The sequence below is a fragment of the Agaribacillus sp. DX54 genome, from assembly GCF_056858335.1.
Genome location: NZ_JBXEQE010000017.1, coordinates 56,343 through 76,505, shown reverse-complemented (window position 1 = coordinate 76,505; position 20,163 = coordinate 56,343). Strand labels below are relative to the sequence as shown.

13 protein-coding genes are annotated in these 20,163 nt (G+C 42.9%); 4 read left to right on the top strand and 9 right to left on the bottom strand.

Annotated features, from left to right (window positions below):
* Positions 1-224: 224 nt before the first annotated feature.
* Positions 225-2,045 (top strand): hypothetical protein, encoded by a 1,821-nt coding sequence (locus AC04NP_RS17910; protein WP_482861255.1) that lies wholly within the window; start codon positions 225-227, stop codon positions 2,043-2,045.
* A 202-nt stretch (positions 2,046-2,247) separates the two neighbouring features.
* Here AC04NP_RS17910 and AC04NP_RS17905 read toward each other — a convergent pair whose 3' ends face one another.
* Both AC04NP_RS17905 and AC04NP_RS17900 read right to left on the bottom strand, forming a co-directional pair.
* A complete protein-coding gene (locus AC04NP_RS17905) occupies positions 2,248-2,874 on the bottom strand; it encodes a porin family protein (protein WP_482861254.1) in 627 nt (208 codons plus the stop codon).
* A gap of 263 nt (positions 2,875-3,137) precedes the next feature.
* Positions 3,138-4,082, bottom strand: a complete 945-nt coding sequence (locus AC04NP_RS17900; protein ID WP_482861252.1) for a lipid A-modifier LpxR family protein — start codon at positions 4,080-4,082, stop codon at positions 3,138-3,140.
* A gap of 85 nt (positions 4,083-4,167) precedes the next feature.
* Here AC04NP_RS17900 and AC04NP_RS17895 point away from each other — a divergent pair, with 85 nt between their 5' ends.
* From AC04NP_RS17895 to bioA, 3 genes are read left to right on the top strand one after another with little or no spacing between them, the layout of a single operon-like run.
* Positions 4,168-5,340 (top strand): aminotransferase class I/II-fold pyridoxal phosphate-dependent enzyme, encoded by a 1,173-nt coding sequence (locus tag AC04NP_RS17895; protein ID WP_482861250.1) that lies wholly within the window; start codon positions 4,168-4,170, stop codon positions 5,338-5,340.
* Positions 5,337-5,951 (top strand): dethiobiotin synthase, encoded by a 615-nt coding sequence (gene bioD / locus AC04NP_RS17890; RefSeq protein WP_482861249.1) that lies wholly within the window; start codon positions 5,337-5,339, stop codon positions 5,949-5,951. Before AC04NP_RS17895 ends, bioD begins: the two co-directional genes overlap by 4 nt.
* Positions 5,939-7,216: an adenosylmethionine--8-amino-7-oxononanoate transaminase gene (bioA, locus tag AC04NP_RS17885; protein ID WP_482861248.1), complete on the top strand. Its 1,278-nt coding sequence runs from the start codon at positions 5,939-5,941 to the stop codon at positions 7,214-7,216. Before bioD ends, bioA begins: the two co-directional genes overlap by 13 nt.
* A gap of 29 nt (positions 7,217-7,245) precedes the next feature.
* Here the strand turns inward: bioA and AC04NP_RS17880 are convergent, their stop codons facing one another.
* From AC04NP_RS17880 to AC04NP_RS17850, 7 genes are all read right to left on the bottom strand, one after another.
* Entirely contained in the window at positions 7,246-8,847 is a 1,602-nt protein-coding gene (locus tag AC04NP_RS17880; protein WP_482861245.1) for an FMN-binding glutamate synthase family protein, read from the bottom strand.
* 11 nt (positions 8,848-8,858) lie between these two features.
* Entirely contained in the window at positions 8,859-10,829 is a 1,971-nt protein-coding gene (locus AC04NP_RS17875; RefSeq protein WP_482861243.1) for a transporter substrate-binding domain-containing protein, read from the bottom strand.
* 194 nt (positions 10,830-11,023) lie between these two features.
* Positions 11,024-13,051: an OmpA family protein gene (locus AC04NP_RS17870; protein ID WP_482861241.1), complete on the bottom strand. Its 2,028-nt coding sequence runs from the start codon at positions 13,049-13,051 to the stop codon at positions 11,024-11,026.
* Positions 13,052-13,457: 406 nt separating this feature from the next.
* Complete coding sequence (locus AC04NP_RS17865) at positions 13,458-15,932, bottom strand: zinc-dependent metalloprotease (protein ID WP_482861240.1); 2,475 nt, start codon at positions 15,930-15,932, stop codon at positions 13,458-13,460.
* A 269-nt stretch (positions 15,933-16,201) separates the two neighbouring features.
* Entirely contained in the window at positions 16,202-16,636 is a 435-nt protein-coding gene (locus AC04NP_RS17860; protein ID WP_482861239.1) for a DUF2147 domain-containing protein, read from the bottom strand.
* A 569-nt stretch (positions 16,637-17,205) separates the two neighbouring features.
* The gene (locus AC04NP_RS17855; protein ID WP_482861238.1) at positions 17,206-19,464 is read right to left on the bottom strand and encodes a sodium-translocating pyrophosphatase; all 2,259 of its coding nucleotides are present in this window, start codon (positions 19,462-19,464) and stop codon (positions 17,206-17,208) included.
* 233 nt (positions 19,465-19,697) lie between these two features.
* On the bottom strand, positions 19,698-20,150 hold the full coding sequence (locus tag AC04NP_RS17850; protein WP_482861237.1) for a MarR family winged helix-turn-helix transcriptional regulator: 453 nt from the start codon (positions 20,148-20,150) through the stop codon (positions 19,698-19,700).
* Positions 20,151-20,163 lie beyond the last annotated feature (13 nt).

The following is a 20,163-nucleotide window of genomic DNA, read 5'->3' as shown; positions in this document are numbered from 1 at the left end:
GGCTACAATTATGTAGCTGGCAAAGGTGAATCGATATGAAAATTTATCTTTATACATAAAATATAAAACTAAAGTCTCTAACGGGAAAATAAAAAAAATGTTTTTGGTTTTCATTGCTATTTTTTCCGAGATGCATAATCGGTAAAATAGTTTTTAAAATCTTACGTTATATAATATTTTTAAAGCTGTTAATAAGGTAAACTATCATTCTTATTACTTAAACTATGTTGACATCGTATTTTAGGATATTTGATTTATTCAAGGTTAAACTAAAGCCATTTCTGTATGCTGTCATTGTTCTGACAGGCGCTCAGTGTCATATCGCAATAGCTCAGGAGAAGGAATCACCGGCTTACGACCGTGAACTTTATAAACCCCAATTTAAGCCCATCGACAAAACCAAAGTTGAAAGTGGTACTGAACTGGTCATTAAACTGGAGGCGTCCAATAAGATGAAAACGAGCCTGTACTATTCTTTTTCCTGGGATTTTGGCGGGGTCATTGACCAGGAAGAGAACCTGTTTAAATGGACGCCGGGCTCTGAGGATACAGGCATATATCCCATTATTTTTACAGCAAAAGATCCGGTAACAGGCCAGGAGACCAACCAGCCTGCTATAGTTGAGATCATTGAGAGGCGCTATGAGCCCTCTCTGAAGGTGATTTCAAGCTCTAAATCGCTGAAAGGATTTATCACATTGGATGAATTGGAAGAATTTGCCTTGATTATTCAGGCGAGCGACAGGAATCAAAGGGAGCGTTTATACCTTGATTATTTTATTAACAATAAACCAAAGCTGCATCTTCCCAATGCTACTTTTGAGGTAAATGACCGCAGAGCTACTTTTATATGGAGGCCGGACAATGATCAGGCCAAGCAACGGACATTTAACATTACTTTCCAGGTAAGAGATGAAACGGATTTGATATCGAGAATCAGCTATCAGGTGCTGGTGAACGATATCGATCACCCTCCTGTATTCAGAAATCCGACAAAAGACTATTACATCGACGAAGGTAAACAGCTTACGTTTTCCGTCAAGGCCACTGATCAGGATGATGATGCCATATTTTATGACATACAAACCCCCGACATCAAGCGCGGTGATTTTAGCTTTAATCACCAAACCGGTAAGTTCCAGTGGATGCCTGACTTTTCGTATGCCAAAGCCAAAACGCAGTATGATTTGGTTTTTAGTGCTTCTGATGGTATGTTAACAGACTTCGATACCATCAGTATCAGGGTCGATCCCAAAAACTACCCACCGAAAATAGAACCGATGGCTGAAAAAGTAGTGAAGGAAAATACCGCGCTGGTCATTAAGCTGGATGTAGAGGATTTGAATGGAAATGAAGATCTGATACTTACGGCAGAGGCTGAATTCGATGGCTTTGAGTTTGATGATGAAAAGGGGATTTTTTCGTGGAAACCGCCCTTTTCTTTTGTTAATGGTTTTGATAAAAGAAAGGTTACTGTAAAGTTCACTGCTTTTGATGGTCAGGCAGAAGATGTAGAAAGGGTGACCATAACCGTTTATGACCGGGAAGACCCGGAGAAACTGATAAAAAATTACCAGGCCAACCTGAGACTGGCCCAGGATATGGATATAAGAATTTCGGAGATCAATCGACATCTGGAGACCAAGGTCAAAAAGAAAAAATTCTGGAATACCTTTTTTGACGTTTCGACCGTGGTGCTTGGCGCTTTTACAGGGGTGGCCAGTTCATCTCTGGTAGGTGACTCCTTTCGCCAGACTGCCGCGCCGATAGGCTCAGCTATGACTACATTGATAGGCTTGAACGCAATACTGGATAAAGAAAAGGCTAAGCCATCCGAATTAAATTGGAAGATGATTACTTTGCAGACAGATTTAAACCGGTCGACCAGCGCTATGATGAGGAAGTATGGTGAGGAACCTTCGCCAGAGATTACGGATAGTTCAGAGTTCAAAAAGGATCTCAGTGAATTTGAAAGGACGGTAACTTCTAACGAAATTGAAAAAGATAAGCTGGTAGTCGAGTATACGAAACTGAAAGGAAATTAAAAGGGGTTGTCTCAAAAGTGAGATGGCCTTTTTTAACACCAAATATCCTTTTGTTGGATACAGGTTGAATGTTTTTTTTTCTCAAGATATGAGTAAAACACCCTTTGTTTTCTATCGATTCTCAGTGAGATTTTAACCAAGCAAAATAATATTTGGCAAAAAAATTAGAGGCTCCCCTTTTGAGACAGCCTCTTCTTATATTTTAATTGATCAATTTAAATCCTACACTGAGCGTTAACAGTCTATTCCGCTGATCGGTTTGGAAAGTTTGTCCGAATACTGTCAGATCATCGCCAAAGGAGCTGAGGTTTCCTTCCCATTTAAGATCGAGCACCAACCGGGAAATGTCTACTCCAAACCCTACCTGGTAACCAATTGTAGCATCGTTATAACTCGACTTCACGTCCTGGGTTGCCCCGCTAAAATCTGATTTGGCATCGGCACTTAGCAATAAACTTGCCGTAGGTCCGGCCTGGACTCTGAATATTTTAAGAATTTTGGTGCCAAACATGACCGGAATGTCCAGTTTATTATATTCCAGATCAACCACCTGATTGGTAACATTGGCCCCATTTTCCGAAATCTGCACCTGGCCATCTACCGAGGTAAACAAGGCCTCCGGCTGTACAAAAAATCCTCCAAGAGAAAATCTCGTAAAAACTCCTGCATGAAATCCCAACTGGGCGTCCCTTTCTTGGATAGCATCGATGTTATCCGAAAGCTTTAACTTGGAGGAGCTTAATCCGATCCTGGGTCCTATGGTAAAAAACTGACCGTAGCTTATGCTAGTGATCATTAAGGCTATTATTACTAAGGCTAATTTTTTCATTGTTTTCATTTGTTTATTTGCCGTTTGGTTGATATTACGTTAAATCGTTTTAAATATTGTAAACTATAATCAGCTTTTCCAAATTCAAAAAGTGTGCCTAAATACAATATCTATGATGTGCAAACCGCCCCAAAGGTTGCAAATTAATACAAAAAAAAATGAATAAAGTTCAAAAAACAATAATTCTTCCCCCTATTCTTTTTTCAAAAAAAAATAAAAAATCGCCTGTACCCTTGATATTTTAGTAAGGAATTTGCCCATTTTCAGAATCTGAATCCCAAATTGAGGCGAACATATTGATGATCTGTACCGCCCCTGACTTCCCGGGAAAGCAGGTGATAACTGATCGCCGCGCTAACCCTCCAGGTGCTCCACTGTACACCATATTTACCATGATAAACCCAGGGAACGGCTTGCCGCGTATGGGGACTTTCATTTCCGATCCAGTTTCCTTCGATTAAGCCATTGTAGTAAACATACTCAATGGCTGCACCCGCAAAAAGATAAATCTCTGATTTTTTCGCAAAAGGTCCATTTTCCAGATCACCACCGGAAAAGGTCGAAAGATTGAGAGGCAGGAATTTTCCGACCCTGACCAGGCCTTCTTGTTTCACATTGGCTGACAAAGTGCCAAGATTTAATTCCGATGTGGATATGAAATTCATGATTTTTGTCTCGAACCATTGTCTGGCATGCTGTAAATGCAAATTAACTACAGGGCTGTTAACAATCTGATTTTCCCACCCCCTCGGTTTGAATACATCGATCTGCCGGTGCCACCATTCCTGCAAATTTTGTCCCCCGGCCCATGGTCCTGAAACGCCCAAGGTTACATCTGCCTGAATAAACTGATTTTTGGGAATAAAAAGTCTCACCCCCCCGGATAGTGTCAAGGTAGAAGCATAGGGCCGGTCGTGCCGCTGTTTGTCGTAAAAAATGATCTCAGAGGGTGTATAAATCTTGTGTTGAAGACTACTGACCAGTATAGCCTTTTCAACCTGCCCGATTAAAAAAAAATCATTGATATGAATAGTACGATTCCATTTTAAAATAATTCCGTTGCTGTAGTACTTATCTGTTGCGGCAAAATTAAACCGGTCATTGTCAACCTGCGCGGCAATTTGATGGGTAGGCGCGTGCTGCCCATACAGCCCTGCAGGCCTCAAAAAGTAAACTAAAACAACGCAAAGAATTAATGACCTGATCATAAATCTGCTTATCACATAAAAATGGTAATGATTTACAACAATTTCATTTAAGATAATTGTTTATTTTGGCCCGGGTAATGTATCATTGAAGATAATTGCAAAAGAAATTGAAAATTTGACTGCTGAAAATCAATTAAGGGAGCTTTTGAATAAAAGGGAGTTAAAAGGTAATATAAGGTCGCTGACAACGACCTATTCCCTGATTGATTTTTTTTCCAACGATTATTTGGGGCTGGCCGGAAGCCAGGAGCTGTGGCAAATGATCAGACAAAACTACGATGCACTCGGCTCCAAAAAGAACGGTGCCACGGGGTCGAGGCTATTGTCAGGGAATTCAGCTTATTGCGAAGACCTGGAAAGTTACCTGGCCTCAATTTTCAAAGCCGAGGCCACCCTGCTTTTCAACTCCGGTTACAGCGCTAACCAGGCTGTTTTATCCTCCGTTCCTCAAAAAGGAGATACGATTATTTACGATGAGCATATTCATGCCTGTATCAAAGAAGGGGCCAGGCTGAGTTTTGCCCGGCAGTATTCATTTAAACACAATGATACAGTTGATTTGACGAAAAAACTTGACAGATCGGAGGGTAATATTTTTGTCGTGGTGGAGTCGGTTTATTCGATGGATGGTGATGCGGGGCAAATACAAGAAATTCTGGCAGTTTGCAGGGCATACGGGGCCAGTCTGATTGTGGATGAAGCCCATAGCACAGGGGTTGTGGGAGCAGGTGGAAATGGTCTTGTATGTAGTTTGGGGCTGGAAAAAGAGGTTTTTTTGCGCATATACACTTTTGGCAAAGGCATGGGGGTATACGGAGCCTGTGTGGCCGGGGCACAACTGGTAAGAGATTACCTGATTAATTTCGCCAGATCCTTTATATACACGACAGCCCTGCCGGCCCATAGTCTGGTGAGCATCCGGTCGGCTTTTGATTATCTGCAGGATCATCTCGTATTGCAGGACCAGCTTCATACTATTGCAAACTACTTTGACCTGAAGGCCCGGGAACACTCTTTTAAGAACTCCGGAAATTATTTCCTTTGCAACAAAAGTGCCATAAAGGCCTTGATGGTACCTGGTAATCACAAAGCCAAAGCGTTGGCCATGTCCCTTCAGGCCGAAGGATTTAATGTCCGGCCAATACTATCGCCTACGGTAAAGGCGGGTGGAGAAAGGATCAGGATTTGTTTGCATGCTTTCAATACCAAAAATGAAATTGACCAATTTTTTAATGTATTATATAAAAATGCTTTATGAGTAAATATTTTGTTAGCGCCATAGGAACAGACTCCGGAAAGACGGTGGTAAGTGCCATTATCAGCCAGGCTTTAGGGGCTGATTACTGGAAACCCATTCAATGCGGCTTTCCTCGCGATCTGGACACAGTACGTATGCTGGTACAGGACCCCCGTAGTACTTTTCATGAAGAGCAATATTTGCTGAAAACTCCGGCTTCACCACACGCCGCGGCGAAAATAGATGGTGTCGAAGTAGCTGTTGACCATTTTAAATTGCCTTCGACTGACAATAACCTGGTTATAGAGGGTGCCGGAGGATTGCTGGTACCTTTGAACGATGATGAAAACATAGTAGATTTAATTATCAAATTTGACGCGGAACTGGTTTTGGTATCTGATCTGTACCTGGGGAGTATCAATCATACACTTCTGAGTGTCGAGGCTTTACAAAAACGAAACCTGAAAGTAAAGGGGATCATTTTTAATGGTGAGGAAAACAAAGAAAGTGAGTCGATCATCTTAAAACGGTCCGGTTACAACTGCCTGTTAAACATTGCCAGAGAAGATAAAGTCAATCCGAATATGGTGGGGCGCTATGCCAGAAAGCTAAAAGAAAAATGGGAAATCTGATTCAACGGGATAAAAATGTGGTATGGCACCCATTTACGCAATGGAATGCCGTGCCGGACCCAATCCCGGTAGTAAAAGGGGAGGGGGTATATTTGTACACAACAGACGGCAAAAAGATCATCGATGCCATTTCTTCGTGGTGGGTAAACATTCATGGTCACGGTAACAAGACAATAGCAGAAGCAGTAGCCAGACAGGCTGCCACACTGGAGCATGTTATTTTTGCCAATTTCACCCATGAACCTGCTATTGAGCTGGCAGAAAATGTTTTATCCATTCTGCCGCCGGAGCAGTCAAAGGTTTTTTACTCTGACGATGGTAGCACCTCTGTAGAAGTCGCCCTCAAGATGGCTTTTCAATACTGGTATAACCAAGGAATAAAAAAAACCAAGGTTATCGCTATCGATGGGGCTTATCATGGGGATACCTTTGGCAGCATGTCTGTAGGAGACAGGGATATTTTTGTGGAACCATTTGCCCCTTTTTTGTTTGATGTGGAAAGTATTCCCTTTCCAACGCCGGATAATGAAGATCAGGTGCTATCGGTATTTGAGGATATTCTCCGGTCGGGAAATGTGGCTTCTTTTATTTTTGAACCGTTGCTTCAGGGTTCCGGGGGAATGAGAACCTATGATCCGGGAATGCTGGACAAGTTGATTGCCATGGCCAAGGCCAATGATGTGATTTGTATCGCCGATGAGGTTTTAACCGGTTTTGGAAGAACAGGTAAGCTTTTTGCCAGTCTTTACCTGGAGCACAAACCGGATATTTTTTGTTTGTCAAAGGCATTAACCGGAGGTACATTGGCGTTGGGTGTAACCACCTGCTCACAAAAAATCGTAGAAGCTTACCGGTCTGAGGAAGCGGCAAAAACCTTTTTTCACGGTCATTCCTTTACTGCCAACCCGATTGCCTGTGCTGCTGCCAACGCCAGTTTTAAACTACTGATGGAAAAAAGCTGTCTGGATAATATCCAAAGAATAGCCGCACAACATGCGCAGTTTAACGAATGGTTACAAACACAGCCGGGCGTGAAAGCTTCAAGATGCCTTGGAACCATGCTTTCCCTTGAAGTGCAAACACCGGGTGAGACTTCGTACTTTAATGAAATCAGACATCGTGTGTTTCCTTTTTTTGTTGAAAGAGGTGTTTTATTAAGGCCTTTGGGCAATGTCATTTACATTTTGCCACCTTACATCATTGAAAATGAAGAGCTTGAGTATATCTATGATGCGATAAGGCAGTTTTTGGCAGACCTTCCGTAAGATGATTGTGCATGTTTTATCCGTCTGATTTAAGGGTTAATTTTTGAAAATTCCGGTGATTTAACCGCTTGCTTTTGTCCCAGCCCACCCAGATGTGGGCTGTCTTTTAAATATTGCATGCCTGAAAATTTTATCGGCACTTTTTCGTACCGATAGGTGTCTTTGAGTGTTTTGGTAAAGTTATTGTCTCCCATACTTACGTCGGCGTCTTCCATGGTCAACTGACAGGGGTGTTCATACCCTGAGGCATGGGTGATCTCCAGCATTTCCTGTTTGAGGGTTTTGATGTAATTGGCAAAACGTTCCGATTTCAGGGTAACATCAATTCCTGATTGTAACCATTTGCTTTGGGTGGCGATTCCCGTAGGACAACGATTGGTATGGCAAACCTGGGCCTGGATACAACCGATCGACATCATAGCTTCCCTGGCAACGTTAATAAGGTCGGCCCCCATGGCCATGGCCATCAGGGCATTGGCCGGGAAGCCAAGTTTGCCCGAGGCTATGAAAACCGTACGCGCTGCTATACCACGCGCTGCAAAAATCTGATATACCTGGCTAAAAGCGTAGACAAAAGGAAGTGCGACATGATCGGCAAATGAAGGCGGTGCCGCACCCGTTCCACCTTCACCCCCGTCTATGGAAATAAAATCAGGGCCCCTGCCTGTTTCTTCCATAATTTCTGCCAATTCTTGCCATTTATCAAGTTTTCCAACGGCGGATTTTATACCAACGGGCAAACCTGTGTTTTGCGCGATGTTCTCAACAAAGTCCACCATTTCAGGAATGGTTGAAAAGGCCGTGTGATTCGCGGGGGATAAAACATCTTTTCCCATAGGTACTGTTCTTATCCTGGCGATTTCCTTAGATATTTTAGAAGCGGGCAATACACCTCCCTTTCCGGGTTTGGCGCCTTGCGACAGCTTTATTTCAATGGCTCTCACAAACGGGTTGTTTTTAACCAGTTCCACCATTTTTTCTATCGAAAAATTTCCATGCTCATCCCTTACCCCAAAATAGCCTGTCCCCATATGAAATACCACGTCGGCACCATTTGAATGGTAGGGTGATAACCCACCTTCTCCTGTATTGTGGTAACAGCCTGCCTTTAACGCCCCTTTGTTGAGTGAGTCTACCGCCCGTGCCGACAGCGAACCATAGCTCATGGCCGAGATATTTACTACCGAGTAGGGTTTATAAGGTCTTTTACGTCCATTTTCCAGGCCCATCACCTTAGCACAAGGTATAAATGACTTGTCATGGAAATTCGGATGATTTTCCCCCACATGAAAGGGAATCATGCTCGGATTGATAAAAACATGGCCTGGCGCATGAATATCCTGATCTGTCCCGAAACCCTCATAGTTATTTTGCTTTTTGGATGACGCATAAATCCAGGACCGCTGGCTGCGGTCAAAGGGTAATTCTTCGCGATTATTGGCTACAATATACTGACGCAGCTCAGGGCCAATTTTTTCCAACATATAACGGATATGACCGACCACGGGATAGTTGTGACTGATGGTATGTTTCTTGTTAAAAAATACATCCCTTACTGCAATTAAAACCAATACTAAGATGACATAACCCCACCAGGGAATCATACCAAAGATATTTAAGTATATTTCCATACAACGAATAATTAGTCTTTTGTTCCGGCCAATGCCGGAATCCCTATCATGAAAACCGTTCCACTGTGCGTTGAACTTTGTACGTGTATGGTACCATTTAACTTATGAACCACTTCACGCACTATATACAACCCCAGCCCTGAGCCATCTGAATTGAAACTCCCCCGGTAAAACATATCAAAAATGTTATCCAGGTGTTCTTCCTTTATGCCTTCACCATTGTCCTCAACTACAATATCTACCTCCCGGGAGTTTCCTTCGACCGTTATTTTCAGAAAAGAATTGGTCTCATCCCTTTTCCGGTATTTAATGGCGTTGGAAATGATATTACCGAAAACAAGCATTAACCTGCCTTTATCGGAGATAAAATCCCCCTCCACATTGACACTAACTACTAAATTTAAGTCTCCGGCCCCATCCATGTATCGGCGCAAGGCAAAAGACTCATTAATAATGCCTTTAAAATCGATAACATCTGAATCGATCTTTTTGTTTTCATTGATGGAAAAAGCCAGGATATCTTTTATGTAGGAATTTAATTTACCAACACTCCATTCAATTTTTTCTATGTATTCGGTAGATTTTTGGTCATTCAGGTCCAGTTTCATCAGATTGACCAAACCTAAGATGGAAGCAACGGGCGCCTGGATGTCATGAGAGATGCTGTATGTAAGTTTGTCAAGTTCAAAGTTCTTTTTATGAAGTTCTTCATTTTTGGCTTCCAGCTTTCTTTGTGCATCCTTCAACATGGTTATGTCCATGACGGTGCCATTTAACCCAATGATTTTATCGCTTAAACCATTATAAGTGGGCTTTATTTTCACCAAAAGGTTTTTATGCTCATTCTTTTTGTTCATAGCCCTTACTTCGAAGGTGTATATGACCGGTTTATTAACAGCCTGAGAAAAAGTATCCGTTACCAGTTTCCTGTCCTGAGGATGGATAAACTCCATAAATTCTTCATATTCGGGAATTTTGTCATCTTTTTCAAGGCCAAAAATTTTTCTTTGTTCATCTGACCATTCAGTAACCTGCGATTTGAAGTCATATTTCCAGTTTCCAAGGTTCGCCATTTTCTGGGCTTCGCGGAGTTCCGTACCCTGAGCCTGTAGTTTTTTCTCCGTGGCGATTTTCTCGTCGAGTTCCTTTTTTAAGGCAGCGGTTTTGGCCTTTACCACTTTTCTTAATGTTTGAATCCAGAAAACCGAAAGAACCAGTAAAAGGAGCAATGACAAACCTACCCATTTAAGGATTTTAACTGCGATGGAGTCATCCTTTTCCCCAAACCATTTGACATAGATTTTAGAATATCTGCCTGATTTCTTCAGTATTTCCAATCCCAGGTTAATATCCCTGATCAGATCCAACCTGCCTTTGGCGGTGACAAACGACAATTCCAGGGGAAATATAACCGGTCCTACCGGTGACAATTCAACCCGGTCACTTTCAGCGATAAACTTGTGGGCCCGATAGCCACTAACCAGGGCATAATCGAAGTTTTCCCTGACCAGCCGGTTCAATGCCTCCTGTTCGTTCATGGCCGTAGCTACATTTAGTTGCAGTTCGCTTTTCCTCAAAAGATCTTCCAGAAGCGAACCGTTTTCCACAATGACCGAGGCGCCGACGATGTCTTCGATTTCCTCAATTTTTTTTTGATTATCCATTGTTATCAACTCGTGAGGAATTACCGCGTGGGAATTGGCAAATTCAAACTTTTCGCTCCTTTCACTGGAAAAAAACATATCTGTGACATCGATTGATTTTTCGTACTCGAGCCTGTGTTTGGTTTCTGACCAGTCGTTCAGTTTAAACACAACCTTAAATCCCATCTCCTCCCCAATGGCAGTAAACAGGTCTATATGAAAACCGTCGGGTTGTCCTTTTGCATTGATAAATTCATAGGGCGGATAAGATTTGTCACCGCCATAAACCACAGTTTTACCGTCTTTTTTTTGACTATGAACGGCATATTGAATACTCATCAGAACTATTAAAAGGCATACCGTTTTGGTTGGGTCGAGGTAATACATACGATCGCACTTAAATAATAGCTTTTGTTACAGAATCCTTGTTGTAGTTTTTTGCTACTACTGAAATTAAGGCAAAAACTTGTAAAAGAAAAACCTCTGCCAACGGCAGAGGTTTTAAAATCATGTGGGTTGTTGTTTTTACCCTGTTATTTTTCCAGAATTTTAAACTCTACTCTTCTGTTCAACTCCCTGCCATCGATTTCATCGTCATTGCTCACCATGGGCCTGTCTTTTCCATAGCCGATAGTTTTCAGCCTGCTTCCGTCAATTCCATTTTCTACCAGGAAGTTATACACTGATTGAGCCCTTCTTTCAGACAACGCCTGATTATACTTTCTGGTACCAATATTATCGGTATGACCGGAGATTTCAATTTTCATGTTTTTATTTTCTTTTAACAAATTAGCAAGCCTGTTTAATTCCGGCGTGGACTCGGATTTCAGGGATGCTTTGTCAAAATCGAAAAATATATTGTTGAGCCTGATGGTAACCTCTTTTTCGATAGGAACCAAAATAAGGTTCTGTGTAATTTCAGCGTATTCGGTAACGTTTTCAAGGTCTACATTCTCATTAATGGCCACATAACCGGCAGCTTCGGCCAGGTATCCGTATTTTTCCCCTGAAGGTAAAAGTATTTGGTACTCCCCGGTCACCGGATCGGAGTTTACAGTGCCTATTTCTTCTCCATCGGGAAGTTTCTCATAGAAGATCCGGGCGCTGATAGGTTTTCGGGTTTTTCTGTCATATACCTTTCCTTTTACCAGTATGACCGCTGTAGGTCTGAACAGGTCAGGCATATTGATGGAAAAAATATCTGCGTCGTTTTCTGATACACTTCGTGAAAAATAGGCATTTTCCCCCTTGGGATCAATATTGAAAAATACGTCATCACTGACAGAGTTAATTCCCGGCCCGAGATTCTCAGGTTCGGACCAGTTTTCCCAGGTATCATCCAGTCTTCTTGCCACATAAATATCTGCGCCACCATAGCCACTATAGCCCTTTGATGAGAAGTAGAGGGTTTTATCATCCGGTGCTAAAAATGGAGACGATTCTTCGCTGGCACTATTTACATTGTCTCCCAGGTTTTTAGGTTCCGTCCAGATTCCGTCGTCTTTCAAAAAGCTTACATACAAATCCCTGTCGCCTTTTGTGTCTTTTCGGTGCACCGACATCATCAGGACTTTTCTGTTGTTTGCCAGGTAATATCCAACCCTCGGTGAGAGGTTGTAGTCGTTTTTGATTTCCAGGGCCATCGGTTCCTCCCATCCCTCACTGGTTTTAGTACTGACCGAAACCCCGGCTGTCATCTTTCCGCTTTTTCCGTACCTGTTTCCAAGAAGCAAAATGGCGGTATTTCCATCAGGGGTAATGGAAGAAATAAAGTTAGGGCCGTCATTATTAAGCGGGGCGCCAATGTTTTTTGCTACTCCCCATTCTCCTGTCGTCTTATCTTTTTCGGCATACCAGATGTCTTCGATATCGTCTGCACCGCCTACATTTTCAGGGTGATTTTGCCGGCTGAAATATAGCAAATCCCCTTGTGGTGAAATCAGGGGTTTAATTTCTTTGTAAGGGCTGTTGACGTTTTCACTCAACCGCTCTGATCTTAACTCAGTATTCAACCCTTCGGGCAGATTCAGCTCTATCCTGATAGGCTCCTTTGAATCACTGATACCCACAGCGTCGATACTGTTGTACCCTTCGACTTTTGAGCAATCCATTATTATTTTCAGGGCATGCACCTGGTAAGACGTCCGGTCGATGAAGATATTCAATAGTCTTCTTGAAAGGTTGATCGGTGCAGGCAGCAGGGAAAATACAGAGTATTCTTTATTGTTTTCGTCGTACAGCAAGACCTCACTTACGGCACTTGGGTTGAGGGATTCTGCAATCGCTATTTGTTGCACCCTGATTGGCGTATCAAACCCCACCTTAATGAATTCGACTTTATCCGGTTTTTTAGGGAGCCATGCATTGGGGTTGTCTCCTCCTTCGGGGTAAACGTTAGGTTTGTGAAGTATTTGCGACGCAGCATATTCGACCGGGGATAACTGCGAGCTAAATTCTATTACCTTGGTAGCCCAATGCACGGTAGGTATTTTTTCCTGAGCCCTAGCAAAGTGCATGATGACAAGGCAAATAACAAAAAATGTAATTTTTCCTTTCAACATGTTTCTGTCTTTAATAATAGTAACAATTAAGTCTATTTATCCGAAAATTAAAAATATTGACAAAAATTCAAGATTCATGAAGTCTGCAAATATTACATCATAAGGTTATTAATTCATATTTAACCTGGTTAACCCTTCACCTGAATTGCAGTACCTCGATCATTACTATCGACATCAAAGATTAATATCTTGATAAACAATAGATTTAAGTAGAAATCACAGGTCGAAAATACAGCTATTAATCTGAACAAAATATGAACAATATTTGAACAAAACTACCAAAAACCGTGAAAAAATCTTTGCACGCACAGAATTTTATAGGCTGCCTTTTGTTAACGGACTGATTTTTAGCTGTCGATAAAGCCAGGGCTTTTTATAATTTCAAGATAAATCAACCATAAAACGGTTAAAAATCACATAAAATTGATCCTGAAATGCCGGTATTCTCTGTGCCTATGGGCGAACCGGCAGGTATGACAACGGGTTTTGCAGTTCGCTGATACTCAAAATCGTTGATGTATTTTTCAACAATGGCTTTCGTATGTTTTAAGAAGGCAAACTGGTTTAAGTCCGGGTTTTTCCTGATTTCCTGGCTCATCCATTTATTCAGGTCGTCCAGTTTCAAATAACAGATCGCCCGGGTTTGGTGAGTAGCGGCTTCGTCGATAGCCAGGTTGATTAAATGTTTGATAACCAATTTATTCACCATCCTTTGGATCTCACCACTCAAACCTTCGTCCACACCCGCTTTCAGGGTTCTGTTAACAATGTCGTCAACCAGTTCAGAAAACCCTGGCAAATTTTCATTTCTGCCATTGTATTCGATCATCCTGGCGGCGCGATGGGGGTGAAGCAGCAGGCCGAGTACCCGTTCCGCTACACTTTCAGCAGCAGACAATGGATCGAAAGCAGGGCCTGTTTTGGCATCGAATGTTTCCCGGTTACGGCTGTAACCGAGCGGCCGGGGAGGGATTTGACTGATGATATTCTCTGAAATTAACAGGGATTCCGGCTTCAATGTACTTAGTACCGCGTAAATAGCTTTTTTTTGCTCGATTGCCGGAATCATCTCCGTGATTTGTTGCCCATCATTCCTTAATGCATAGGTGTAATTCAGTCCTCCTATGAGCTTTACCGCTGCTTCTATCTGATAGCGATGCATCAGGTAAACCGGTACCAGGACTTCTTCCAGTGTAGCCATGGGATCACCGGATTTAATATTGCTTGAAGAGAATTTTTCAAGTACGGCTTTTCGCACATTCATGACCCTGTTTAATTCATCGGCCGCACTGTAACCGTTGTCCCATAGATGGGCGTAAGGGTGGGCACCCCCCTGAGGTCTGGCATCCTGATCGGATATAAATAAAATTCCTTCGCTGCGGGCCTTATCGAGTATTTGTTTTAACCGGGATTTTTCATCGGTTTTTTTAGGGAAATCCTGGTATCCGTAGGCAATGGCAACTTTGTCCCAGGCCCCTATTTTGTCGTCGTAGGCTTCACTTACATCTACATGGCCGGCACTGTCTAACCTGACATAGGGGTGAGGGTAGTCCATCACCGAGCTTCTGTCATTTACACTTGCAGCGAAATTGTGGGCCAATCCCAGGGTATGACCGACTTCATGGGCTGACAATTGTCTCAATCTGGCCAAAGCCATTTCCCGCATGGCTTTTGGAACAGGTTTTCCGGTTTCATAAGGTGTGAGTAAACCCTGTGCAATCAAAAAATCCTGCCTTACCCTAAGTGAGCCCAAAGTGACATGTCCTTTAATGATTTCTCCTGTTCTGGGATCGCTGACCGAGTTGCCGTACGACCAGCCGCGTGTCGCCCTGTGAACCCATTGAATCACATTGTACCGGATATCGAGTGGATCCACGTCTTTTGGGAGCATCCTGATCTGAAATGCATTCTTGTATCCTATATCCTCAAATGCCTGGTTCCACCAACTTGCGCCTTCAATTAAAGCCGATTTAATGGGTTCCGGGGCACCTCGGTCAAGATAATACACGATTGGCTCCATGGGCTCACTTACTTCTGCCTCCGGATTTTTCTTATTCAACCGGTGCCTGTTAATAAATCTTTTAACAATGTTTTCATGAATCGGGGTGGCAAAATCCATATAAGATATGCCAAAATACCCGGCTCCCGGTGAAAACTCCCTCGGTTGATAATCATCGTCCGGCAGTTCTATGAAGCTGTGATGTTGTCTTACGGTAATGATATTGGGAGTAGGTACCACCTGGCGGACATAATTGCCGGCAGCATTTCCGGAAAATGTCAGTATGGCCTCGAATTCCGAATTTTTAGGAAAGGCCTTCGTACGAGGCAGGTACATGGCGCTTTTGCTTGCATCGGGTTTGTAATCTCCCTGACCCGTATTTTTGAGCCTACCGGTTACCCCGTGGGCATCTCTCATCAGAAAAGCGCTGGCATCGACCAATAGTTTACCGTCCTGTTCAGCCTCAATTTTAAAACCCCACAATACCGACTGTGCAAAAGCTTCCTCCACTGCCTGTCTTTCGTCAGGATTGTCACTGATGGCACGGTAATCATAATTAGGCTGAACCAGCAAAAGCTTATTCCCACTCCGGAAGAACCTTACTATCCGGGTATTTCCCAACTGGCCCCTGTCAAGGCCAATATCATTGGAACCTACCCCCGCTGAAAGAGCATTCACATACAAAAACTCCTGGTCAAACTTGTCGACTTCCAACCATACGGTTCCATTTTTATCATCCCAATAGAAGTTAAAGTAACCTTCGTACTTCGCCATGCCCGTAACCTTTTCTTCAATGGTACCAACGGTGACTTTTTTCTTCTGGGCTGATGCTAGTATTGAGCAGAACAAAAAGAGTAAAAAAACAGGAAATCTTTTTTTCATACTTGTGGGATACCTTCGCTCGTACATGTATCTGAAACCAAATATAATAAAAAAAAAATCACATTTTTCATAACAGAGGCTATTAGGATCACTGGGAAGAATTGTCAATTTACAATAGACAATTGGTTTTTGGGGGAGGTAGGGAGTGTGGGGGGAATGTGAGGCGTATTTAGCAACTATAGGTGGTAGCACAGAATCAATCATGAATCCTGCAACTCCTCTCACCTACCTGACACCTCTCACCTCTCTCCTGACTCCTGATGGAGGTGCTACTTTTCCCTGAGCCAGGTTTGAGATCTTCCGATCCAGGAAAAACCTATGTATCCACGGACGATGAGGTTATCGTTTTCGACCCATATTTTGCATTTATATACTTTTCCGTTTTGTGGATCGAGGATGGTGCCACCATCCCATTCGTCCCCGTTTTTTTCCAGGTTTTTAATTATTTCCATGCCCAGGATTTTTTGATCTTTTCTGGGATCATCGTCATCGCATTGGTCACAGACCGCGCCCTGTTTTTTTGGGTCTGTAATTTTGACAATTCTACCAAATACTTTATTGTCTTTTTTAAAGATTTCGACCACCGATTTTTTTTCACCCGTTTCATCATCGACAGTTTTCCATTGGCCCAGTATCGACTCCTGACCGTAAGTCCGGGAAATTATTAGTGACAGCAGGAGGCATGTCCAGAATACTTTAGTCATAAAAAAAATTTTTATCAAAGTAACAAAAAAAATTTTAATTAGATGCGTGTGACTATCAAATTTTGGCTTATTTACTGGTAAGCTATTGTTGATGAGGTAATGATGAAAATGGGTATGACCCGTGCCCCCTCGAAGGCAGAGCCGTCAGTTTAAGAAAAAATATCTTATGGCGCGAGCGTCCGGGGCTGTTGCACAACTTAAGAATATGCCTGTATTTATTTTACCGGCGAAAACCGCTGTGTCTCTTTGTGCCTTGGTGCCTCTGTGGTCAAAAAAGGAACACCACCAAGTTACCAAGGCACAAAGAGCTTTGCCGAAAACGTTGTACAACAGCCCCGGACGCTCGCGCTATTAATTATTTTTGTATGTGTTTAAGCAATTGAGTATTATATACCTGCAAGGGTTTGGGCTGACAGATATGCCCTCGAGAGGGGAGTCAAGTAATGCTGAGCTCCGGTGAAGGGACTAGTCATCCTATGATTTATTACCATGACTTCCGGTGAAGTCTGTTGAATTCAGAAGAAAATATTGTGTAAAAGATTTTGTTAACCGGTTGTTAACCAGTTTCTTTAGTCACTAATGTTTCTTTCGGCCGGAACGATTTTAAGGGCTTCGGTATTTTTTGGGTTTGGTATACTTTGTTCCGAAACCTGCCTTTCGGTTACTTCTTTTTCGTTGGTTAACGAAGTGTGATGCCCGGAGTTAACAGAAATGTGGGGAGCGATAATTAAGGCTACGATAGACATCAGCTTGATTAAGATGTTCATAGAAGGACCAGAGGTGTCTTTAAAAGGATCACCAACAGTATCTCCTGTAACAGAGGCTTTATGGGCCTCGGATCCTTTGTATTCCATTTTACCATTTATTTCCACCCCTTTTTCAAAAGATTTCTTGGCATTGTCCCAGGCACCGCCGGCATTGTTCATAAACATTCCCATTAAAACCCCTGAGACAGTCACTCCGGCTAACAATCCCCCGAGAATTTCAGCCGAAGAAGCATCATTAAAAACATCTCTGAAGCCAAAGCCCACGATCAAGGGTACAATCAGGGCGATCGCACCCGGCATAATCATTTCCCTGATAGAAGCCCGTGTCGAAATATCGACACATTTTTCATATTCCGGTTTGGCCTTGTACTCCATGATACCAGGTATTTCTTTAAATTGTCTTCGTACCTCATTCACCATATCCATAGCGGCCCTGCCGACAGCGGCGATGGCCAGGGACGAAAATATAAACGGAATCATTGCGCCTACAAATAGAGCGCCAAGCACAGGTGCTTTATAAAGGTCGATGGTATTAATACCTGCAATTCCCACAAAAGCAGCAAATAGAGCCAGGGCTGTCAATGCTGCCGAGGCGATGGCGAAACCTTTACCCGTGGCCGCTGTGGTATTTCCTACGGCATCGAGATTATCGGTTCTTTCTCTTACCTCTTCGGGTAAACCGCTCATTTCGGCGATACCTCCGGCATTATCTGCAATAGGTCCAAAAGCGTCGATCGCCAATTGCATAGCCGTAGTGGCCATCATACCGGCAGCGGCGATGGCAACTCCATACAACCCGGCAAATGTGTAGGAAGCAACAATTCCTGATCCCAAAACAATAATTGGCAATACGGTAGATTCCATTCCCACGGATAGCCCTCCGATGATATTGGTAGCGTGACCGGTGGAAGATTGCTTTACAATGGAGTTGACAGGTCTTTTGCCCATGGCTGTGTAATATTCGGTAATAATACTCATCAAGGCCCCCACAACCAGCCCTACCACTATTGAATAGAAAACATCCATGCTTGTAAACTCATACCTTCTCATGGCAAGGTTTTCCGGCAACATCCAATTTACCAAGAAAAATGAGGCAATGGCAGTTAATACAATGGATGACCAGTTACCCAGGTTTAAAGCATTTTGCACACTGTCGGTTTCATTTTTAACCTTTACAAACCATGTTCCTATGATAGAAAACATCAGACCTATGCCTGCGATGAGCATTGGCAGCAAAACCGGAGCTATTCCACCGAAGTTATCATCGGATACAATTTCCCGGCCCAATACCATGGTAGCTAAAATTGTGGCCACATAAGAGCCAAATAAATCCGCTCCCATACCCGCAACATCGCCTACATTGTCACCTACATTGTCTGCAATCGTCGCAGGGTTACGGACATCGTCTTCAGGTATGCCGGCTTCCACTTTTCCAACAAGATCGGCGCCTACGTCTGCGGCCTTCGTGTATATACCGCCACCGACACGTGCAAACAAGGCTATACTTTCCGCACCCAGGGAAAACCCGGCAAGGACTTCCAGGGCTTTTTCCATTTCCCGGCCATTTACCGCACCCCCCTGGCTGGTAACGTATACATTGTAAAATACTATGAATAAACTTCCCAATCCGAATACGGCCAATCCCGCAACACCGAGTCCCATTACACTCCCCCCGGTAAAAGATACTTGCAATGCTTTTGATAAACTCGTCCGTGCCGCCTGGGTCGTTCTCACATTGGCCTTGGTAGCGATATTCATGCCGATCCATCCTGCAAGTGCTGAAAAGAAAGCACCGATAACAAACGAAATGGCAATAACAGGGCTCGAGGTCTCTACTGTTGTACCGGAATAAGCCAACAAAATCCCGGCAATGATAACGAAATAGGTAAGAACTTTCCATTCCGCCTTAAGAAAGGCCATGGCCCCGCGGGCAATATAACCTGCCAGTTCTTTCATATTATCGTCACCGGCATTTTGTTTTGACACCCACAGTGATTTTATAACCATAATTACCAATCCAACAATGCCAAGAGCCGGAATCAAGTAAATCAAATTTTCCATATTGTTCGCTTTGCTTAAAAGAATACTTTTTCTCTCAAAAATTAAAAGAGCCCACCTGGAGTGGGCGCAATCAAAAAACTTGCGCAAAGATAGGATTTCAACTTTGATTATGAAATAAAAAATGTCAAATCTCCTGCATATTTAGTCAGGAAAACCCATAAACTCGTCTAACAATCGGATGAAAGATTTGATTTCCAGGAAAATAGCTACGGTAAAGAGACTTTCCTGCACATTTATTCCCGCAATTTATCCAATAACCTGTTTAGATCCGCCAGCTCACTGTTTGAAAGGTTTTTGGTGAGCTCATTTAGTTTAAAACTGATCTCATCCATTTTCTCAAGAAGCGCCAAACCCTGCTCCGATATGGTAATCTCCGCGGCCCGCCGGTCATTCACAGATATATTGCGATTGATTAACTGTTTGACCCTGAGCCGCTTTACTATCCGGGATGCATCTGACATTTTATCAAGCATTCTTTCTTTTAATAGATTGATGGTCGCCGGTTTTGGGTATTGCCCCCTCAGAATACGTAAAACATTGTATTGCTGCCTGGTGATATCATAAGCCTTGAAAAAGTCATTCATTTTGGCAATTATATAATTGTTGGTATACATAATGTTGATAACTGCCTTTTGATTTTCACTTTGAAATTTGGGCTGGACTATCTCCTTTTCTAAGCTTGTCATGACTCAGAGTATT

Coding starts and splice junctions, on each gene's coding strand:
- AC04NP_RS17870 (WP_482861241.1), bottom strand. CDS start 13,051: ATGTTGAAAGGAAAAATTACATTTTTTGTTATTTGCCTTGTCATCATG.
- AC04NP_RS17850 (WP_482861237.1), bottom strand. CDS start 20,150: ATGACAAGCTTAGAAAAGGAGATAGTCCAGCCCAAATTTCAAAGTGAA.
- AC04NP_RS17910 (WP_482861255.1), top strand. CDS start 225: ATGTTGACATCGTATTTTAGGATATTTGATTTATTCAAGGTTAAACTA.
- bioD (WP_482861249.1), top strand. CDS start 5,337: ATGAGTAAATATTTTGTTAGCGCCATAGGAACAGACTCCGGAAAGACG.
- AC04NP_RS17860 (WP_482861239.1), bottom strand. CDS start 16,636: ATGACTAAAGTATTCTGGACATGCCTCCTGCTGTCACTAATAATTTCC.
- AC04NP_RS17900 (WP_482861252.1), bottom strand. CDS start 4,082: ATGATCAGGTCATTAATTCTTTGCGTTGTTTTAGTTTACTTTTTGAGG.
- bioA (WP_482861248.1), top strand. CDS start 5,939: ATGGGAAATCTGATTCAACGGGATAAAAATGTGGTATGGCACCCATTT.
- AC04NP_RS17880 (WP_482861245.1), bottom strand. CDS start 8,847: ATGGAAATATACTTAAATATCTTTGGTATGATTCCCTGGTGGGGTTAT.
- AC04NP_RS17875 (WP_482861243.1), bottom strand. CDS start 10,829: ATGAGTATTCAATATGCCGTTCATAGTCAAAAAAAAGACGGTAAAACT.
- AC04NP_RS17865 (WP_482861240.1), bottom strand. CDS start 15,932: ATGAAAAAAAGATTTCCTGTTTTTTTACTCTTTTTGTTCTGCTCAATA.
- AC04NP_RS17905 (WP_482861254.1), bottom strand. CDS start 2,874: ATGAAAAAATTAGCCTTAGTAATAATAGCCTTAATGATCACTAGCATA.
- AC04NP_RS17855 (WP_482861238.1), bottom strand. CDS start 19,464: ATGGAAAATTTGATTTACTTGATTCCGGCTCTTGGCATTGTTGGATTG.